The sequence below is a fragment of the Lentzea cavernae genome, assembly GCF_014653695.1.
GTDB lineage: Bacteria > Actinomycetota > Actinomycetes > Mycobacteriales > Pseudonocardiaceae > Lentzea > Lentzea cavernae.
The window spans coordinates 129,836-143,678 of record NZ_BNAR01000003.1 but is presented as its reverse complement, the minus strand read 5'-3'; the positions used below and the strand labels follow the sequence as shown (position 1 = coordinate 143,678).

Annotated in this window: 14 protein-coding genes; 9 read left to right on the top strand and 5 right to left on the bottom strand. The window is 68.2% G+C overall.

The window, feature by feature from the left end; genetic code table 11:
• Nucleotides 1–3: 3 nt before the first annotated feature.
• On the bottom strand, nt 4–438 hold the full coding sequence (locus IE307_RS10700; RefSeq protein WP_191297751.1) for a PPOX class F420-dependent oxidoreductase: 435 nt from the start codon (nt 436–438) through the stop codon (nt 4–6).
• Between the two features lie 131 nt (nt 439–569).
• Between IE307_RS10700 and IE307_RS10695 the strand changes: the two genes are divergently transcribed.
• The 3 genes from IE307_RS10695 (at nt 570) to IE307_RS10685 (ending at nt 3,236) form a co-directional block, all read left to right on the top strand.
• Nucleotides 570–1,481 (top strand): ABC transporter ATP-binding protein, encoded by a 912-nt coding sequence (locus IE307_RS10695; RefSeq protein ID WP_191297750.1) that lies wholly within the window; start codon nt 570–572, stop codon nt 1,479–1,481.
• A 5-nt stretch (nt 1,482–1,486) separates the two neighbouring features.
• Nucleotides 1,487–2,242 carry a DUF2705 family protein gene (locus IE307_RS10690; protein ID WP_191297749.1) on the top strand — a complete coding sequence of 252 codons (756 nt, stop codon included), beginning with the start codon at nt 1,487–1,489 and terminating at the stop codon, nt 2,240–2,242.
• 91 nt (nt 2,243–2,333) lie between these two features.
• Nucleotides 2,334–3,236, top strand: coding sequence for an ABC transporter ATP-binding protein (locus IE307_RS10685; RefSeq protein WP_191297748.1), 903 nt, complete (start codon nt 2,334–2,336; stop codon nt 3,234–3,236).
• Here IE307_RS10685 and mycP read toward each other — a convergent pair.
• The gene (gene mycP / locus IE307_RS10680) at nt 3,202–4,350 is read right to left on the bottom strand and encodes a type VII secretion-associated serine protease mycosin (protein ID WP_191297747.1); all 1,149 of its coding nucleotides are present in this window, start codon (nt 4,348–4,350) and stop codon (nt 3,202–3,204) included. The genes IE307_RS10685 and mycP overlap by 35 nt on opposite strands.
• A 185-nt stretch (nt 4,351–4,535) precedes the next feature.
• Here mycP and IE307_RS10675 point away from each other — a divergent pair, with 185 nt between their 5' ends.
• From IE307_RS10675 to IE307_RS10655, 5 genes are all read left to right on the top strand, one after another.
• Nucleotides 4,536–5,027 carry a hypothetical protein gene (locus tag IE307_RS10675; RefSeq protein ID WP_191297746.1) on the top strand — a complete coding sequence of 164 codons (492 nt, stop codon included), beginning with the start codon at nt 4,536–4,538 and terminating at the stop codon, nt 5,025–5,027.
• Nucleotides 5,028–5,095: 68 nt separating this feature from the next.
• Complete coding sequence (gene trmB, locus IE307_RS10670; protein ID WP_229904692.1) at nt 5,096–5,740, top strand: tRNA (guanosine(46)-N7)-methyltransferase TrmB; 645 nt, start codon at nt 5,096–5,098, stop codon at nt 5,738–5,740.
• A 132-nt stretch (nt 5,741–5,872) separates the two neighbouring features.
• Nucleotides 5,873–6,979 (top strand): nitric oxide synthase oxygenase, encoded by a 1,107-nt coding sequence (locus IE307_RS10665; RefSeq protein ID WP_268250358.1) that lies wholly within the window; start codon nt 5,873–5,875, stop codon nt 6,977–6,979.
• A 302-nt stretch (nt 6,980–7,281) separates the two neighbouring features.
• Entirely contained in the window at nt 7,282–8,439 is a 1,158-nt protein-coding gene (locus IE307_RS10660; RefSeq protein ID WP_191297744.1) for a sensor histidine kinase, read from the top strand.
• A 431-nt stretch (nt 8,440–8,870) separates the two neighbouring features.
• On the top strand, nt 8,871–10,178 hold the full coding sequence (locus IE307_RS10655; protein WP_191297743.1) for an amidohydrolase family protein: 1,308 nt from the start codon (nt 8,871–8,873) through the stop codon (nt 10,176–10,178).
• Nucleotides 10,179–10,191: 13 nt separating this feature from the next.
• Here the strand turns inward: IE307_RS10655 and IE307_RS10650 are convergent, their stop codons facing one another.
• Nucleotides 10,192–11,067: a hypothetical protein gene (locus IE307_RS10650; RefSeq protein WP_229904602.1), complete on the bottom strand. Its 876-nt coding sequence runs from the start codon at nt 11,065–11,067 to the stop codon at nt 10,192–10,194.
• Between the two features lie 379 nt (nt 11,068–11,446).
• A complete protein-coding gene (locus tag IE307_RS10645) occupies nt 11,447–12,124 on the bottom strand; it encodes an SDR family oxidoreductase (RefSeq protein WP_191297741.1) in 678 nt (225 codons plus the stop codon).
• A gap of 12 nt (nt 12,125–12,136) precedes the next feature.
• Here IE307_RS10645 and IE307_RS10640 point away from each other — a divergent pair, with 12 nt between their 5' ends.
• Nucleotides 12,137–13,312 carry an MFS transporter gene (locus IE307_RS10640; protein WP_229904601.1) on the top strand — a complete coding sequence of 392 codons (1,176 nt, stop codon included), beginning with the start codon at nt 12,137–12,139 and terminating at the stop codon, nt 13,310–13,312.
• Here the strand turns inward: IE307_RS10640 and IE307_RS10635 are convergent.
• On the bottom strand, nt 13,285–13,824 hold the full coding sequence (locus IE307_RS10635) for a DUF3455 domain-containing protein (RefSeq protein WP_191297740.1): 540 nt from the start codon (nt 13,822–13,824) through the stop codon (nt 13,285–13,287). The two genes, IE307_RS10640 and IE307_RS10635, sit on opposite strands and share 28 nt — an antisense overlap.
• Nucleotides 13,825–13,843: the final 19 nt, after the last annotated feature.

The following is a 13,843-nucleotide window of genomic DNA, read 5'->3' as shown; positions in this document are numbered from 1 at the left end:
GTCCTAGTCCGAGACGTTCTGCTTGGCGACGACCTTGTCGACCTTGACCCGCACGACCATCTCGCCGGGCACGCCGTTGCGGTCGGCGTACTCGTCGGCGCGGTCGTCGCCCATGTAGCGCGCGGCGGTGCGGCCCGCCCAGTACTTGAGCTGTTCCGGGTCCTCGTCGACCACGGCCTGGCCGGTGATCGTCACGAAGTCGAACGGCGGCAGCTCGTTGTCGAAGCAGAGGGCCACCCGGCCATCGCGCAGGATCGACTTGCCCTTGACCGTGTCGCGCGCGGTCAGGAAGACGACGTCGGGGCCGTCGAGGTCCACCCAGACCGGTGCGACGTGCGGTGATCCGTCCTTGCGGGTGACCGCGAGCTTGCCGGTGCGGGCCGGCTTGGCCAGGACGAACTCCCGCCACCAGCCGTCGGGCGCTTCCGTGTATCCCATGTGGCTCATTCAACTACGACGGAGGTAGCGCCACACGGCGACGGAAGTTGACGCCGACCGCAGACCGCAGGTCGATGTGCGCTGACCCCCCAGAGCGTCAAAGTAGTCCCATCACCGAGAGGGGAAAGCCCATGATCGAGGCAATCGGCCTCACCAAGAGATACGGCAGGACGGTCGCGGTCGACGACCTGTCGTTCACCGTCCAACCTGGACGGGTGACCGGATTCCTCGGTCCGAACGGCGCAGGCAAGTCCACCACCATGCGGATGATCCTGGGGCTCGACCGTCCGACGGCAGGCCGCGTGCTGATCGACGGGAAGCCCTACACCGAGCTCAACCGTCCACTGCAGACGGTCGGCGCGCTGCTCGACGCCAAGTGGGTTCACCCGAACCGTTCGGCTCGCGCCCACCTCAAGTGGCTCGCCGTGTCCAACGGGTTGCCGAAGGGCCGCGTCGACGCGGTGCTCGAGGCCGTGGGGCTCACGCAGGTCGCCGGGAAGAACGCGGGCGGGTTCTCGCTCGGCATGTCGCAGCGGCTGGGGATCGCCGCGGCACTGCTCGGCGACCCGAAGGTGTTGCTGTTCGACGAGCCGGTCAACGGCCTCGACCCGGAGGGCATCCTCTGGATCCGCACGTTCATGCAGAACCTCGCCGCCGAGGGCCGCACGGTCCTGGTGTCGAGCCACCTGCTGTCGGAGATGGCCCTCACGGCCAGCGAGCTCGTGGTGATCGGCCGGGGGAAGCTGATCACGCAGAGCACGACGCAGGAGTTCATCGACCGCTCGACGGGTAACACCGTCCTCGTGCGCAGCCCGCAGCTGTTCAAGCTCGGCCCGTTGCTCGTCGACAAGGGCTTCACCGTTCGTGACGGTGCGGACGGCGCGTTGTCCGTATCGGGTGCCACCAGTGACCAGATCGGGGACATCGCCGCTGCCAACGGTGTCGTCCTGCACGAGCTGAGCCCCCAGCGCGGTTCGCTCGAAGAGGCGTTCATGCAGCTGACCGGCGATGCTGTCGAGTACCACGCAGAGATCGGGAAGTGAGTCTGATGACCCTGTTGGCAGTTGAGAGAATCAAGCTCTTCTCGACCCGCTCGCCGTACTGGTGCAGCGCGCTCGCCCTGGTCCTGGGTGTCGGACTCACGGCGATCATCGCGGCCTCGACCGACAACGGCCAGCTGTCCCTCGGCGCCACGCAGTTCGGCAGCAGCCAGCTCGCGCTGTCCGTCGTGCTGGTGATGGCGGCCCTCGCGGTCACGACCGAGTACCGCTTCAGCACGATCCGCGCCACCTTCCTCGCGGTGCCGAACCGCACGTCCGCGCTGGTCGCGAAGACCGTCGTGGTGGCGTTCATCGCCGCACTGCTCGGCGAGATCATCGCGTTCGGCTCGGTGGGCATCGCGAAGGTGCTCTCGCCCGCCTCGGACCTCGCGATCACCACGAGCGACGAGTGGCGGCACGTCGCCGGCGTCGGCCTGCTCTACGGAATCGGCGCGATCATCGCGATCGCCGTCGGCATCCTGGTCCGCCAGACCGCCGGCGCCGTCGCCATCCTGCTCGTGTGGAACATGCTGCTCGAAGGCCTGATCGGGATCATCCCGAAGGCCGGCGTGAAGATCCAGGCGTGGCTGCCGTTCATGAACGCCAACCACTTCCTGCAGCTCGGCGGCGGCGACCCGGCCGAATCGCCGGGGGCGGGCGTCGACTTCAAGTTCAGCCAGTGGGGATCGCTGGCGTACTTCGCCGCCATCGCCGTCGCGATGCTGGTGGTCGCCCTGATCGTCGCGAAGCGGCGGGACGCGTGACCTGTTCCGAATAGGGGGAGAGGGACCTGGGTCATCCGTCGGGGGATGACCCAGGTCCCTGTCAGTTCTTTCGAGCACACCGGGAGAGGTCATGATCGAAGCAGTCCGCCTGCAGAAGCACTACGGCAAGACCAAGGCCGTCGACGACCTGTCGTTCACCGTCCGGCCGGGCCGCGTGACCGGGTTCCTCGGGCCGAACGGCGCCGGCAAGTCCACGACCATGCGGATGATCCTCGGCCTCGACACGCCCACCGGTGGTGACGTCAAGATCGACGGGAAGCACTACGTCGAGCTCAAGCAGCCGCTGCGCAAGGTCGGCGCGCTGCTCGACGCGAAGTGGGTGCACCCCAACCGTTCCGCGCGCTCGCACCTCAAGTGGCTCGCGGTCTCCAACAAGATCCCGGTCAGCCGGGTGAACGAGGTGCTGGAGGTCGTCGGCCTCACCGAGGTCGCCCACAAGAACGCCGGCGGGTTCTCGCTCGGCATGTCGCAGCGGCTCGGCATCGCGGGCGCGCTGCTCGGCGACCCCGAGGTGCTGCTGTTCGACGAGCCGGTCAACGGCCTCGACCCCGAGGGCATCCTCTGGATCCGGCAGTTCATGCACCGCCTCGCGAGCGAGGGCCGCACTGTGTTCGTGTCGAGCCACCTGCTCTCGGAGATGGCGCAGACCGCCCAGGACCTCATCGTGATCGGCAAGGGCCAGCTGATCGCGCAGACCACCACCGAGCAGTTCATCGCCGACGCCACCCAGGACACGGTCCGGGTCCGGTCGCCGCACGCCGCGAAGCTGCGCGAGATCCTCGCCGCCCACGCGACGGTGACCGACGACTCGGCGAGCGGGAGCCTCGTCGTGCAGGGGATCACGGCCCAGCAGATCGGTGAGCTCGCGGCGGAGAGCCAGGTCGTGCTGCACGAGCTCAGCCCTCAGCGGGGTTCGCTGGAGGAGGCCTTCATGCAGCTCACCAAGGAGTCGGTGGAGTACCACGCTCACTGACGCCGGGCTTGGGACGCCGCGACCTGATGGCGGGCACCGCGATCAGCAGTCCTGTCATCACCGCGGTACCGCCCGCCACGGCGGCCACGAACGGCAGCCGGTCGCTCAGGTCGACCGGCTGCTCGGGGCGCTGGGAGGCGAGCGTCGGAGCGGGTTGCGCCGTCGAGGGTTGCGGCGGTGGCAGCAGCGGGTTGCGTTCCACCGGCGGCAGTTTCGCGGTCAGCGCGCCCATCGGATCGACCATGCCGAACCCGGTCGTCGCGTCACGGCCGGGTTCCGCCATGTCCTTCGCGGTGCTGATCAACGCGTTGACGACGTCCTTCGCCGGCATCTCCGGGTGCTTCGCGCGCACCAGCGCCGCCACCCCGGACACGATCGCCGACGCCGCGCTCGTGCCGTCCATCTCGGCGTACCCGCTGGCGTAGACGCTCTCCGGCGCGGCCGTCACGATGCCTTCCGCCGGGGCCGCGAGCACCGTGTCCGCGCCGACGTTGGACGACACCCACGGCTTGCCCACCTTGTTCGTGCCGGCGACCGCGATCACGCCCTTGATGTTGGCGGGCGCGGACACCTCCTTGCCGTCGTTGCCGGTGGCGGCGACGAGGACGACGTCCTTCTCGATCGCGTAGTTCACGGCCTTGACCAGCGACGGCGTCATCGAGCTGGAGAAGCCCAGCGACATGTTGACGACCTTGGCGCCGTGGTCGGCAGCCCACCTGATGCTCTCGGCGACGACGTCGAGCCCGAACTGCTCCTTCTCGTCGGCGCTCGCGATCGGCAGGATCTTGGCTCCGGGGGCGATGCCGAGCGCGCCACCGCCCTTGCCGGTCGCGGCGATGATCCCGGCCATGCCCGTGCCGTGGCCGTCGATGTCGGTCGTGCCGTCCGTGCCCTGGGAACGGCCGAAGCCGGTGCCCGGCAGGACGCGTCCCGCCAGGTCGGGGTGCCGGGCGTCGACGCCGGAGTCGATCACCGCGACGACCACGCCGTCCCCGCGGGACTGGGCCTGCGCCGAGTACACGTCGAGCGCGTCGAGGTGCCATTCCTGCTCCTCGATCGTCTGCGCGGCGAGCAGCAACGGCAGCGCGACGACGAAGGCTTGGAGCACAGGCACGCCAGCTACATCGTGTTTCCAGGTCACAACGCAACGTGCCTGGCGTCACAGGTTGTGCGACAGGTTGCGTAAGAGGGCTGTTAACAGCCGATAAAAACAGGCATTTTGGACAACACCAACGTTTGGTTTCCCGTTCAATGGGGTTATCCCCGCTGCGGAGGTGGCCAGTGGTCCGTGTGGAAGCAATGCTCGGTCTCGAGTGGTCCAGTGCGCTCGAAGCCCCCAACCCCGACGAGATCGCCCTCACCCCTGCGCAGGCGCGCCGTTCCTGGGTGAACCGCGCCCCCGAGCACGAGGTGCTCACGATGTTCCGCTCGGTGCGCGACGCCGAGGACGCGCCCGCGCCGTGGTGGCTGCGCGCGCTGGACCGGGGACGCCTGCGCTCCCGTGCCGAAGGTCACGCCGTCGAGGACGCGGTGAGCGAACTGCTCGCGGCGCGCCCCGGCTGGGTGTTCGTGCCCTGGGTCGACCTCGGCGAGGTCGGGTACTGGGAGTACGTGCCGTCCGAGAGCGGTGTCTACGGGCCCGCCACCCCGACAACCGTGCAGTTCACCGACTCGCACCGCGGGTTCGTGCACCTGGTTCCCGCACATCGCGGGGCCGGTCGTCCCCAGCCGATCGACTTCACGGTGGCTGACCTGCGTGCTCAGATCGAGGACATCGAACTGATTGCCTAGACTGTCTGGTCGTGACCAGCGCTGAGTTCCCCCGTTCCATCGTCAGCTTCGTCCAGCGCGGCGAGCGCATGACCGTGGGACAGGAACGTGCGTGGGACACGTACTGGGAGAAGATGGGCAACGACGTGAAGTCGTTGCCCGAGGGACCCCTGGACTTCGACTCGTGGTTCGGCCGCTCCGCGCCCGTGCTGCTGGAGATCGGGTCCGGCATGGGCGAGACCACCTCGCAGCTCGTGGCCGCCGCGCCCGAGCTCAACTACGTCGCCGCCGAGGTCTACAAGCCCGGCCTCGCCCAGCTGCTGCTGCGCGCCGAGCACCTCGGCGGTCTCGACAACCTGCGCGTGCTGCGCGGTGACGCCGTCGACCTGCTGACCGACCACATCGCTCCCGCGTCGCTGCACGGCGTGCGGATCTTCTTCCCGGACCCGTGGCCGAAGAAGAAGCACCACAAGCGCCGGCTCGTGCAGCCGGAGTTCGTGTCGCTCGTGGCGTCGAGGCTGGAGCCCGGTGGCGTGCTGCACCTCGCGACGGACTGGGAGCACTACGCCGAGCAGATGCTGGAGGTCTGTTCCGGCGAGCGGCTGCTGACCAACGTGCACGACAGCTGGGCGCCGCGGCCGGACTGGCGGCCCGTCACGAAGTTCGAGCAGCGCGCTGTGAACGAGGACCGGGTCTCGCACGACCTGATGTTCCGGCGGAACGACCTCACCTGATCGAGGTCTCAAGCCGATCGAGTGAACACAGTGGGTCTTTCGTTCACTCGTCGGAGTGGCTGGTGTTGATCACCCGATATGCCCCGAGTGGCAGTGACGCGTGAGGCTGTTCCGGGCTTAGCGTCTCGCTGCGTGACCCCCGACGTCCTCCCCGTCGCGGAGGAGTTCGTCCGCATGTTCCACGCGGCGCACTCCGACGCAGGCTCGCTGTCCGCCCGCATCGCCCAGGTGCGCGCCGAGATCGCCGAGACCGGAACCTACCGCCACACCACCGACGAGCTCGCGTACGGCGCGCGGATCGCGTTGCGCGACTCCGGTTGGTGCACCTCAGGTGTGCCATGGCGCCGGCTGAAGGTCCGCGATCTGCGCGGCTACCGCAACGCCTCCGCCGTCGCCGGCGAGTGCGTCGAGCACCTGCGGCTCGCGACCAACGGCGGTGAGATCCGGCCGCTGGTCACGGTTTTCGCGCCGGACGCGCCCGGTTCGCCCGGCCCGGTGATCTGGAACGAGCAGCTGATCCGGTACGCCGGGTACTCCGACGGGATAGGCGACCGCCGGTACATGGGGTTCACCGAGTCCATGCAGGGCATGGGCTGGCGTCCGCCCGTGCGACGCTCACGCTTCGACCTGCTGCCGTTGGTGGTGGAAACGCAGCACGAGGGTCCGCGGCTGTTCACACTGCCGTCCGAGATCGTGCACGAAGTTCCTTTGGAGCACCCGACTCTGCCGTGGTTCGGCGAGATGGGCCTGCGCTGGCACGCGGTTCCGGTCATCTCGAACATGCGGCTGTCGATCGGGGGCGTGCACTACCCCGCCGCGCCGTTCAACTCGTGGTTCGTCGGCGCCGAGATCGGCACGCGTTCCCTTGCCGACGAAGGTGCTTACGGTGTGGCGCGTGAGGTTGCCGAGGCGTTGGGCCTCGACACCTCGTCCGAACGCACGCTGTGGCGGGACCTCGCCACCGTTCACCTGAACGCTGCAGTGCTGCACTCGTTCGACAAGGCGGCCGTCACCATCACGGACCACCACGCGGAGGCGTTGCACCGCCTCGCCTGGCTGCGTTCCCGCCAACGTCCGTCAGCGGCGCGTCCCGCGTTCCGGTTGGACACCGCGGCCGCGGCGCGCGCACGGAACGGTTCTCCGGCGCGCTTCACGGCCGCGTTGGACGAGACCCGCCCACAACCGACGAGCAGGCTGGCGGAACTGCTCCGCCAGCAGCATTCCCTGACCAGCGCCTGACTTCCCCATCACACGCTGGTCCGTGGTGCGACCTAGTGCTTCGAGTCGATCATCACGCCCGAGAGTGCCATGAGCGCCAGGACCAGCAGACCGACCACAGCGGCGGCCCAAGTGAACACAACTGACAACATGGCGTCCTCCGTTTCCCCGACTTCCTGCTCCTCCAGAGTCCGTGACCCAGGCGTAATCCGGCATCCGCCGTGAGGGTGTTTCCGCAGGTCGCCTCATCAGCCTTCTGGCTGATGCCCGGGTAACCCCTCGGTCGGACGCGGGATCACTCCTCCGGACCTACTGTTGCTCGGGTGGAGAGCACGGACATGAGCTGGCGGCGGCTCGCCGAGCGCCAGTGGCCGTTGGCGCTCGCGCTCACCGCCATCGCGCTGCTGGAGACCGGGTCGATCTCGACGGGTCTCGGCTGGTGGCAGGTGCCGGGGATCGCGGTGATCTGCGTGATCGCGGTGCTCGCACCCCGCAGACCGTTCGACGCGGCCCTCGCGCTGGGGTTCGCCGTCGCCTGCGTGGCCGTCTACATGCGCCTGCTCGGCGTGGCGCTCGCACCGCACCTGTTCTGGAGCGGCGCCGGCATCTCGATGACCGGCGCGGCGATGGCCACCATCGCGACTCTCGTCCGGGACGCGCCGCGGGTGAGGGCCGTGACCGGAACCCTGGTCGTGCTCGCGGCCATGGCGCTGGCCGAGGTCCTGGGCTGGCCGATCGTGGCACCGCGCGAGTACAGCGAGTGGAGCCCGGACACGTGGAACTTCGGGATCGCGGCGGCCGTGCTGCTGGTCCTGTCGGTGGGCAGCGGCATGTACTTCCGGGCCCGCGACAACGAACGGGCCTCGCAGCTCGCCGCTTCCGTTGCGGCGGCTCAGAACGCCGAACGGATGGCGTTGGCGCGCGAACTGCACGACGTGGTCGCGCACTACGTGACGGCGATCGTCGTGCACGCGCAGGCGGGACAGCTGAACCGCGAGTTCGACGTGCTGCCGGCGATAGCGTCGTCCGGAACCGAGGCGCTGACCGCGATGCGACGACTCGTGGGAACGATGCGGGACGGGACTTCCGAGGGTCCGGCCGCGTCTTCGTCGTTGATGGACGACGTGCGCGCGCTGGCGGCGGAGTCGGGGCTGCCGGTGCGGCTCTCGTTCGACCTGCAGGACGCCGTGCCGCAGGAACTGGCCCGCTCGGTGCTGCGGCTGGTGCAGGAATCACTGACGAACACCCAGAAACACGCTTCTTCAGTGTCCTCAGTGGACGTCACACTGTCCTCAAGCGACGGTGTGCTGCACCTGGCCGTGCTCGACGACGGCGTCGCCTCCGGCGTTCCCGTCGGCGGCTCGGGGGGTTACGGGCTCGTCGGCATGCGCGAGCGCGTGGAACTGCTGGGCGGGACGTTCTCCGCAGGCCGACGCGAACCGACTGGGTGGACGGTCCGCGCCGATCTGCCGATCAGCTAACTCACATGTCGTCGCGGATGACTTCGAACTCCTGAGTCATCTCGACATCGCTTTGCTGGTCGTCGTTCTGAGGGTCGATGTCGGCCACTGATGCCTCCGCATGATCACGCCCGTACCGTGGACAGTGATCATGTCAACTCAGCGCCGGGTCGGCGGCTTGGGGGTCGCGGGCTTCTGTGCGCGGCGGAACTGTCCACTGGACGTGCACGGCTTCTTCGACATGATCTTGAGACGCCCCTGTCCTACCTGTGGTTGCTCGTGAATGCACAAAGGGCCCGTCGGCTCATGCTCTGACGGGCCCCTTGGTTGGGGAGAAGTTTTAGGCCGGGGCGGACCCTGGGGGTCGGCCCGCGCCCGACACAGCCAGGATTCCCATGCGGACCGGATGTATGCATGCATGTGACCGTCGTCACAGTGGCAGGATTCATCGCATGTCACTGCGTCTGCACGCCCCGGTGGTCCTGCCCTGCGACCCGTCCTGCGCCGTGTTGCGCGACGCGGTCGTGGACGTCGTCGACGGCCGGATCACCTACGTCGGAGAGCTGGCGTCCGCCCCGGCCTTCGACGGCGAGATCCGCTCGCTGACCGGCATCCTGCTCCCCGGCCTGGTCAACACCCACGCCCACAGCCCGATGACGGTGCTGCGCGGCCTCGGTTCGGACCTGCCGCTGCTGCGGTGGCTGCAGGAGCAGATGTGGCCGAACGAGGCACAGATGACCGCCGCCGACGTCGGCACGGGCATGCTCCTTGGCGCAGTCGAGATGCTGCGGCACGGCGTCACCACGTCCGCCGAGATGTACTTCCACGGCCCCGAGCTGGTGTCCGCGGTCCTCGAGGCCGGCTCGCGGGTGGTGTTCGGCGGGGCGATCCTCGACGTGCCGGGCATGGACTGGAAGGCCCAGACCGACGAGATCTCCTCGTGGATCGACTCCGACGGTCTGCGGTTCGGGCCCGGCGAGCGCGTCGAACTGGCCTACGGCCCGCACTCCGCCTACACGCTGTCGGCTCCGCAGCTGACCTCCATCGCCGTGGAGGCCCGGGCACGTGGGGCGCTGTTCATGGTCCACGTGGCCGAGTCGCCGTTCGAGGACGAGGCCGCTCGGGCCGAGTTCGGGTCGGTGCCGGCGTTGATGAAGGCGTCCGACGTGTTCGGGGGGCGGGTGTTGTCCGCGCACTCCGTGCACCTGTCTGACGACGACATCGCCCTGTACGCGTCGTTCGGGGTCGGGGTGGCGCACTGCCCCGGGTCGAACACGAAGCTTGCTTCTGGCATTGCTCGGGTGCCGGAGATGCTGGCCGCGGGGGTTTCGGTCGGGTTGGGGACGGACGGGCCTGCTTCCAACGACGACCTGGACCTGTTCGAGGAGGCTCGGCTGGCCGGGCTGCTGGCTCGGGTGTCGAAGATGGACGCGACCGTGCTGGGGGCGGCTCAGGCGTTGTTGATGGCGACTCGGGGTGGGGCTTCGGCCTTGGGTCGGGACGACATCGGTGCGCTGGAGGCCGGGCGGTGGGGGGATGTCGTGCACATCGCCGCTGATGACCCGGCTTTCGCGACTGGGTTGGATGCGCCGGATTCGCAGGTGCTGGCGAATCTGGTGTGGGGGTCGGGGTCGCGGCGGGTCACTGACGTGTGGGTGGCCGGGGAGCAGGTCGTCGCCGGTGGGGAGTCGACTCGGGTGGACCGGTTCGAGGCTCAGGCCGGGGTGACGGCGGTGGCTCGGCGGCTGCGGAGCACCTGATCAGGCGTGACGACTAACTGCGGAGCTCCGCAGGCTCCTCAAGACGTTCCTTGTGAACCCAGTAGGTGTTGCGGAGCCGCAGGTAATCGAACTCCTTGCCCTGCGGCACACGGCTGACGGTCAAGAGCCCGGCGCGCTGCAGTTCCTTGGTGGCGCGGGTTCTGGTGTCTGGAGAAATTCCGTACCGCGGCCACTGATCACCAGCGAGCCATGGTGCGTTCGATTGCTCCTTCTCCCCACCCTGCAGATCGAGCAGAACCAGAAGCAGTGCCACTGCAGACGATGACAACACGGTGATCCACTGGTTCGTCCAAAACCCAGTCGTCAGCGTGGTGTATCGACTTCCCGGTCGCTCGTATGCCGTGCCGTCGCCGACCGGACTGAGCATCGCGATGCGCGGCGGGCGTGCCGGGTCCCGCTCCAGCGCGATCAGCTTCTCCGCGCACAGCCAGTTGAGTGCGTCACCGATCCGACGCGCACCCCGGCTCTCAGGCGCAGGGAGAGCCAAAGCCGAGGCCCAACTGCGCCCAGCCATCTGCCGCACTCCATAGGGTGCTTTGACGGCGATCAGCGTCAACGACAGGTAGAGCTTCAGCCGCACCTCACCACCGCGACCACCTCTGATCATCTTGGCGAGCGGAGGTGGGCGGTCGCTGCCTGCGGAACGAACGAACTCCCGCGGAAGCTGAATCCCAGCTCGTTTGGACAATTCGACGAGGCGTCGCAACTGCCTGGCCGACTCAGTGCCGGCCTCGGTCGGATCAACGCTCATGCTCGTGTGCCCTTGCTGCGGTAACACCAGGTGTGGGAGGTGTGAGTTGATGTTGATAGGTGTGAACAGATATTCGTCCTTATTTCTCTCCTTCACAAGCACGTTTTGAACACGCACCTAGCGAAGTAAGCCCTCAGCAGTATCAACCATCGATCTTGCAGCAAGCGCGCTATGTCACCGCCACAAGCGCAATATCAACCGTTTGAGCTGCGGTATTCCAGATGCCAGAGTCGTTCTTGGTGGTCCGCACAGGGTCCGCAGGAAGGAACTCACAAACAGTGGGCACGAGCAACGAACAGCCGGGGCCGCCCCCCGCCCGACGCGATCGCTTGCTGAAGATCGCTGCGGTCGTGACAGCGGTCGCCGCAGCCGCCACAGCCGTGGGAGAGGCCGTGGCTGCCTGGATCGAGGTCGTGGCGCCTTTCGTCTTGTGACGTGCTGAGCCTTACCGTCCGTCAACCTCTGGCCACAGGCTGTTGATCGACCTGTGGACAACTCAGTGCGGGCGCGACCGCACGTTGATCTCGGTGATGTGGGCGTCGGGCGTCGCCAGCACGGCCGCCGCCACCGCCCGCCCCACCGAGGCCGGGTCGAGGTACTTCGACGGGTCGTACTCCCCGCCCTCCTGCCGCCGCACGTCCTCCTGCATGGGCGTGGCGGTCCGGCCGGGGTACACCGTGGTCACCCGCACCGACGGCTCGTCGCCGCGCAGCGCGTCGGCGTAGGCGCGAAGCGCGAACTTCGAGGCCGCGTACACACCCCAGCCCGGGTTCGCCGCGAGGCCCGCGCCGGAGTTGATCAGCACCACGTGGCCGCCGGCGGCGCGGAGCTGAGGCAGGACCAGGTTGGTCAGTTCGGCCACCGCGAAGACGTTCACGTCGAACGTGCGGCGCCAGTCGTCCTGGGTGGCCTCGGCCAGGGGGCCGAGGAGGGCGATGCCGGCGCTGTGGACGATCACGTCGAGGCGTGAGAGCGCGCTCAGGTCGGCTGAGGCGGTGTTGGTCAGGTCGAACGGCCAGGCCTGGGCGCCGGGGAGTTCGGCGGCGAGGACGGAGAGGGACGTTTCGTCGCGGCCGCCTAGCAGGAGGTCGTGCGTGGGGGCCAGACTGCGAGCGATGGCCGAGCCGATTCCGCTGGATGCCCCGGTGACGAGGGCGACCGGACGATCAGTCATGGGGGGACTCTAGTGCCCAAGAAGTTGATCCTGCCGTTCCTGTGCCTGCTGTACTTCGTCAACTACCTGGACCGGGTCAACATCGGGTTCGCCGGGCCCAACGGCATGTCGGACGAGTTGCAGCTCAGTGCGACGGTGTTCGGGTTCGCGTCCGGGGTGTTCTTCATCGGGTATCTGCTGCTCGAGGTGCCCAGCAACCTCGCGCTCCACAAGTTCGGGGCGCGGCGGTGGATCGCGCGGATCATGGTCAGCTGGGGGATCATCGCCACGGCCATGGCGTTCGTGCCGAACGGGACCGTGCTGATCGTGCTGCGGTTCCTGCTCGGTGTGGCGGAGGCCGGGTTCTTCCCGGGGATCATCCTCTACCTGACGTACTGGTACCCGCAGAAGGAGCGGGCGCGGATCGTGGCGTTGTTCATGGTGGCGGTGCCGATCTCGACGGCGCTCGGGGCCACGTTCAGCGGGTTGCTGATCCAGTGGACGGACTGGCGGACGATGTTCCTCGTCGAGGGGTTGCCGGCGATCGCGCTGGCGTTCGTGGTGTGGTTCTGGTTGCCGGACAAGCCCGAGGACGCCGTGGACGAGCCGGTCACGGAGGAGTGGCCGCTCAAGAAGGCGCTCACGCACCCCCGGATCCTGGCGTTGAGCTTCGTGTACTTCGGGATCGTCTACGGGCTGTACACGCTGGGGTTCTTCCTGCCGACGATCATCAAGGGCCTGGCGCCCGAGGCCGGGATCGTGGAGCGCGGGCTGATCAACGCGATTCCGTACGTCCTCGGTGCGGTCGCCATGGTCCTGTGGGCCAGGCACGGAGACCGCACCGGAGAACGGAAGTGGCACGTCGCCGCGCCCATGCTGCTCGGTGGAGTCGCGATCCCGTTCGCGCTCCACCTCGAGAACCCCGTCGCCGCGATGGTCGCGGTCTCGGTCTGCGCCATCGGTGTCTGTGCGGCCCTGCCGACGTTCTGGGCACTTCCCACGAGCTTCCTCGGCGGCACGGCTGCGGCGGGCGGAATCGCGTTGATCAACTCATTGGGCAACGTGAGCGGCTTCGTCGCGCCCTACGTCACCGGAACGCTCCGCGACCTCACCGGGACCCAGAAGACCGGCCTCTGGGTCGTCGGCATCACGATGGTCGTGGCAGCGGTGGTCGCGCTCGTTCAGAGGGCGGGCACGGAGAAGGTGTAGAGCGCCTCGTAGCGGACGGACGTCTGGGCGCCCTCGGTGCAGCCGCCGGTCGGTGCGAGGCCCCCCTTGGTGTTGAGGCGCTGCACGTAGCTGACGCCCGCGAACACCCCGGAACCCCTGGTGGTCTTGGCCTTCAGCAGGAGCTCGGGAACGGCTCCCGGCACCTCGTTGCGGGCGCCGTCGACCGGGGCGGCCTCGACCGCGCTGCCGTCGACGGTGGAGACCCAGATCGGACCGCGGGAGTGCAGTCCGACCGCCCTGCCGAGCTTGTCGGCCAACGTGGCCGCGGGCTCAAGGCCCTTCCACGCTCCGGTTATGCATGTATAGGTCTGCACGCCCTTGGCGTAGAACTTCTCGACGACCTTGTTGCCGGCTGGAACCTGAACCGCGGGTGCGACCCTCGCGGCGGCTTCGCTCATGGCGTCCGGCGTCGGCGCGGCGGTGGACGCCACGCCTCCCGCGAGGATGCCCAGAAGGGTTGATGCGACCAGGACGATGCCAGTTCGTTTCATCACCTGCTGTCGTACGGAG

What these genes read in the sequence shown, in the direction of transcription:
- IE307_RS10700 (WP_191297751.1), bottom strand. Translation starts at nt 438, where the DNA reads ATGGGATACACGGAAGCGCCCGACGGCTGGTGGCGGGAGTTCGTCCTG.
- IE307_RS10695 (WP_191297750.1), top strand. Translation starts at nt 570, where the DNA reads ATGATCGAGGCAATCGGCCTCACCAAGAGATACGGCAGGACGGTCGCG.
- IE307_RS10690 (WP_191297749.1), top strand. Translation starts at nt 1,487, where the DNA reads ATGACCCTGTTGGCAGTTGAGAGAATCAAGCTCTTCTCGACCCGCTCG.
- IE307_RS10685 (WP_191297748.1), top strand. Translation starts at nt 2,334, where the DNA reads ATGATCGAAGCAGTCCGCCTGCAGAAGCACTACGGCAAGACCAAGGCC.
- IE307_RS10675 (WP_191297746.1), top strand. Translation starts at nt 4,536, where the DNA reads ATGCTCGGTCTCGAGTGGTCCAGTGCGCTCGAAGCCCCCAACCCCGAC.
- trmB (WP_229904692.1), top strand. Translation starts at nt 5,096, where the DNA reads ATGACCGTGGGACAGGAACGTGCGTGGGACACGTACTGGGAGAAGATG.
- IE307_RS10655 (WP_191297743.1), top strand. Translation starts at nt 8,871, where the DNA reads ATGTCACTGCGTCTGCACGCCCCGGTGGTCCTGCCCTGCGACCCGTCC.
- IE307_RS10645 (WP_191297741.1), bottom strand. Translation starts at nt 12,124, where the DNA reads ATGACTGATCGTCCGGTCGCCCTCGTCACCGGGGCATCCAGCGGAATC.
- IE307_RS10635 (WP_191297740.1), bottom strand. Translation starts at nt 13,824, where the DNA reads ATGAAACGAACTGGCATCGTCCTGGTCGCATCAACCCTTCTGGGCATC.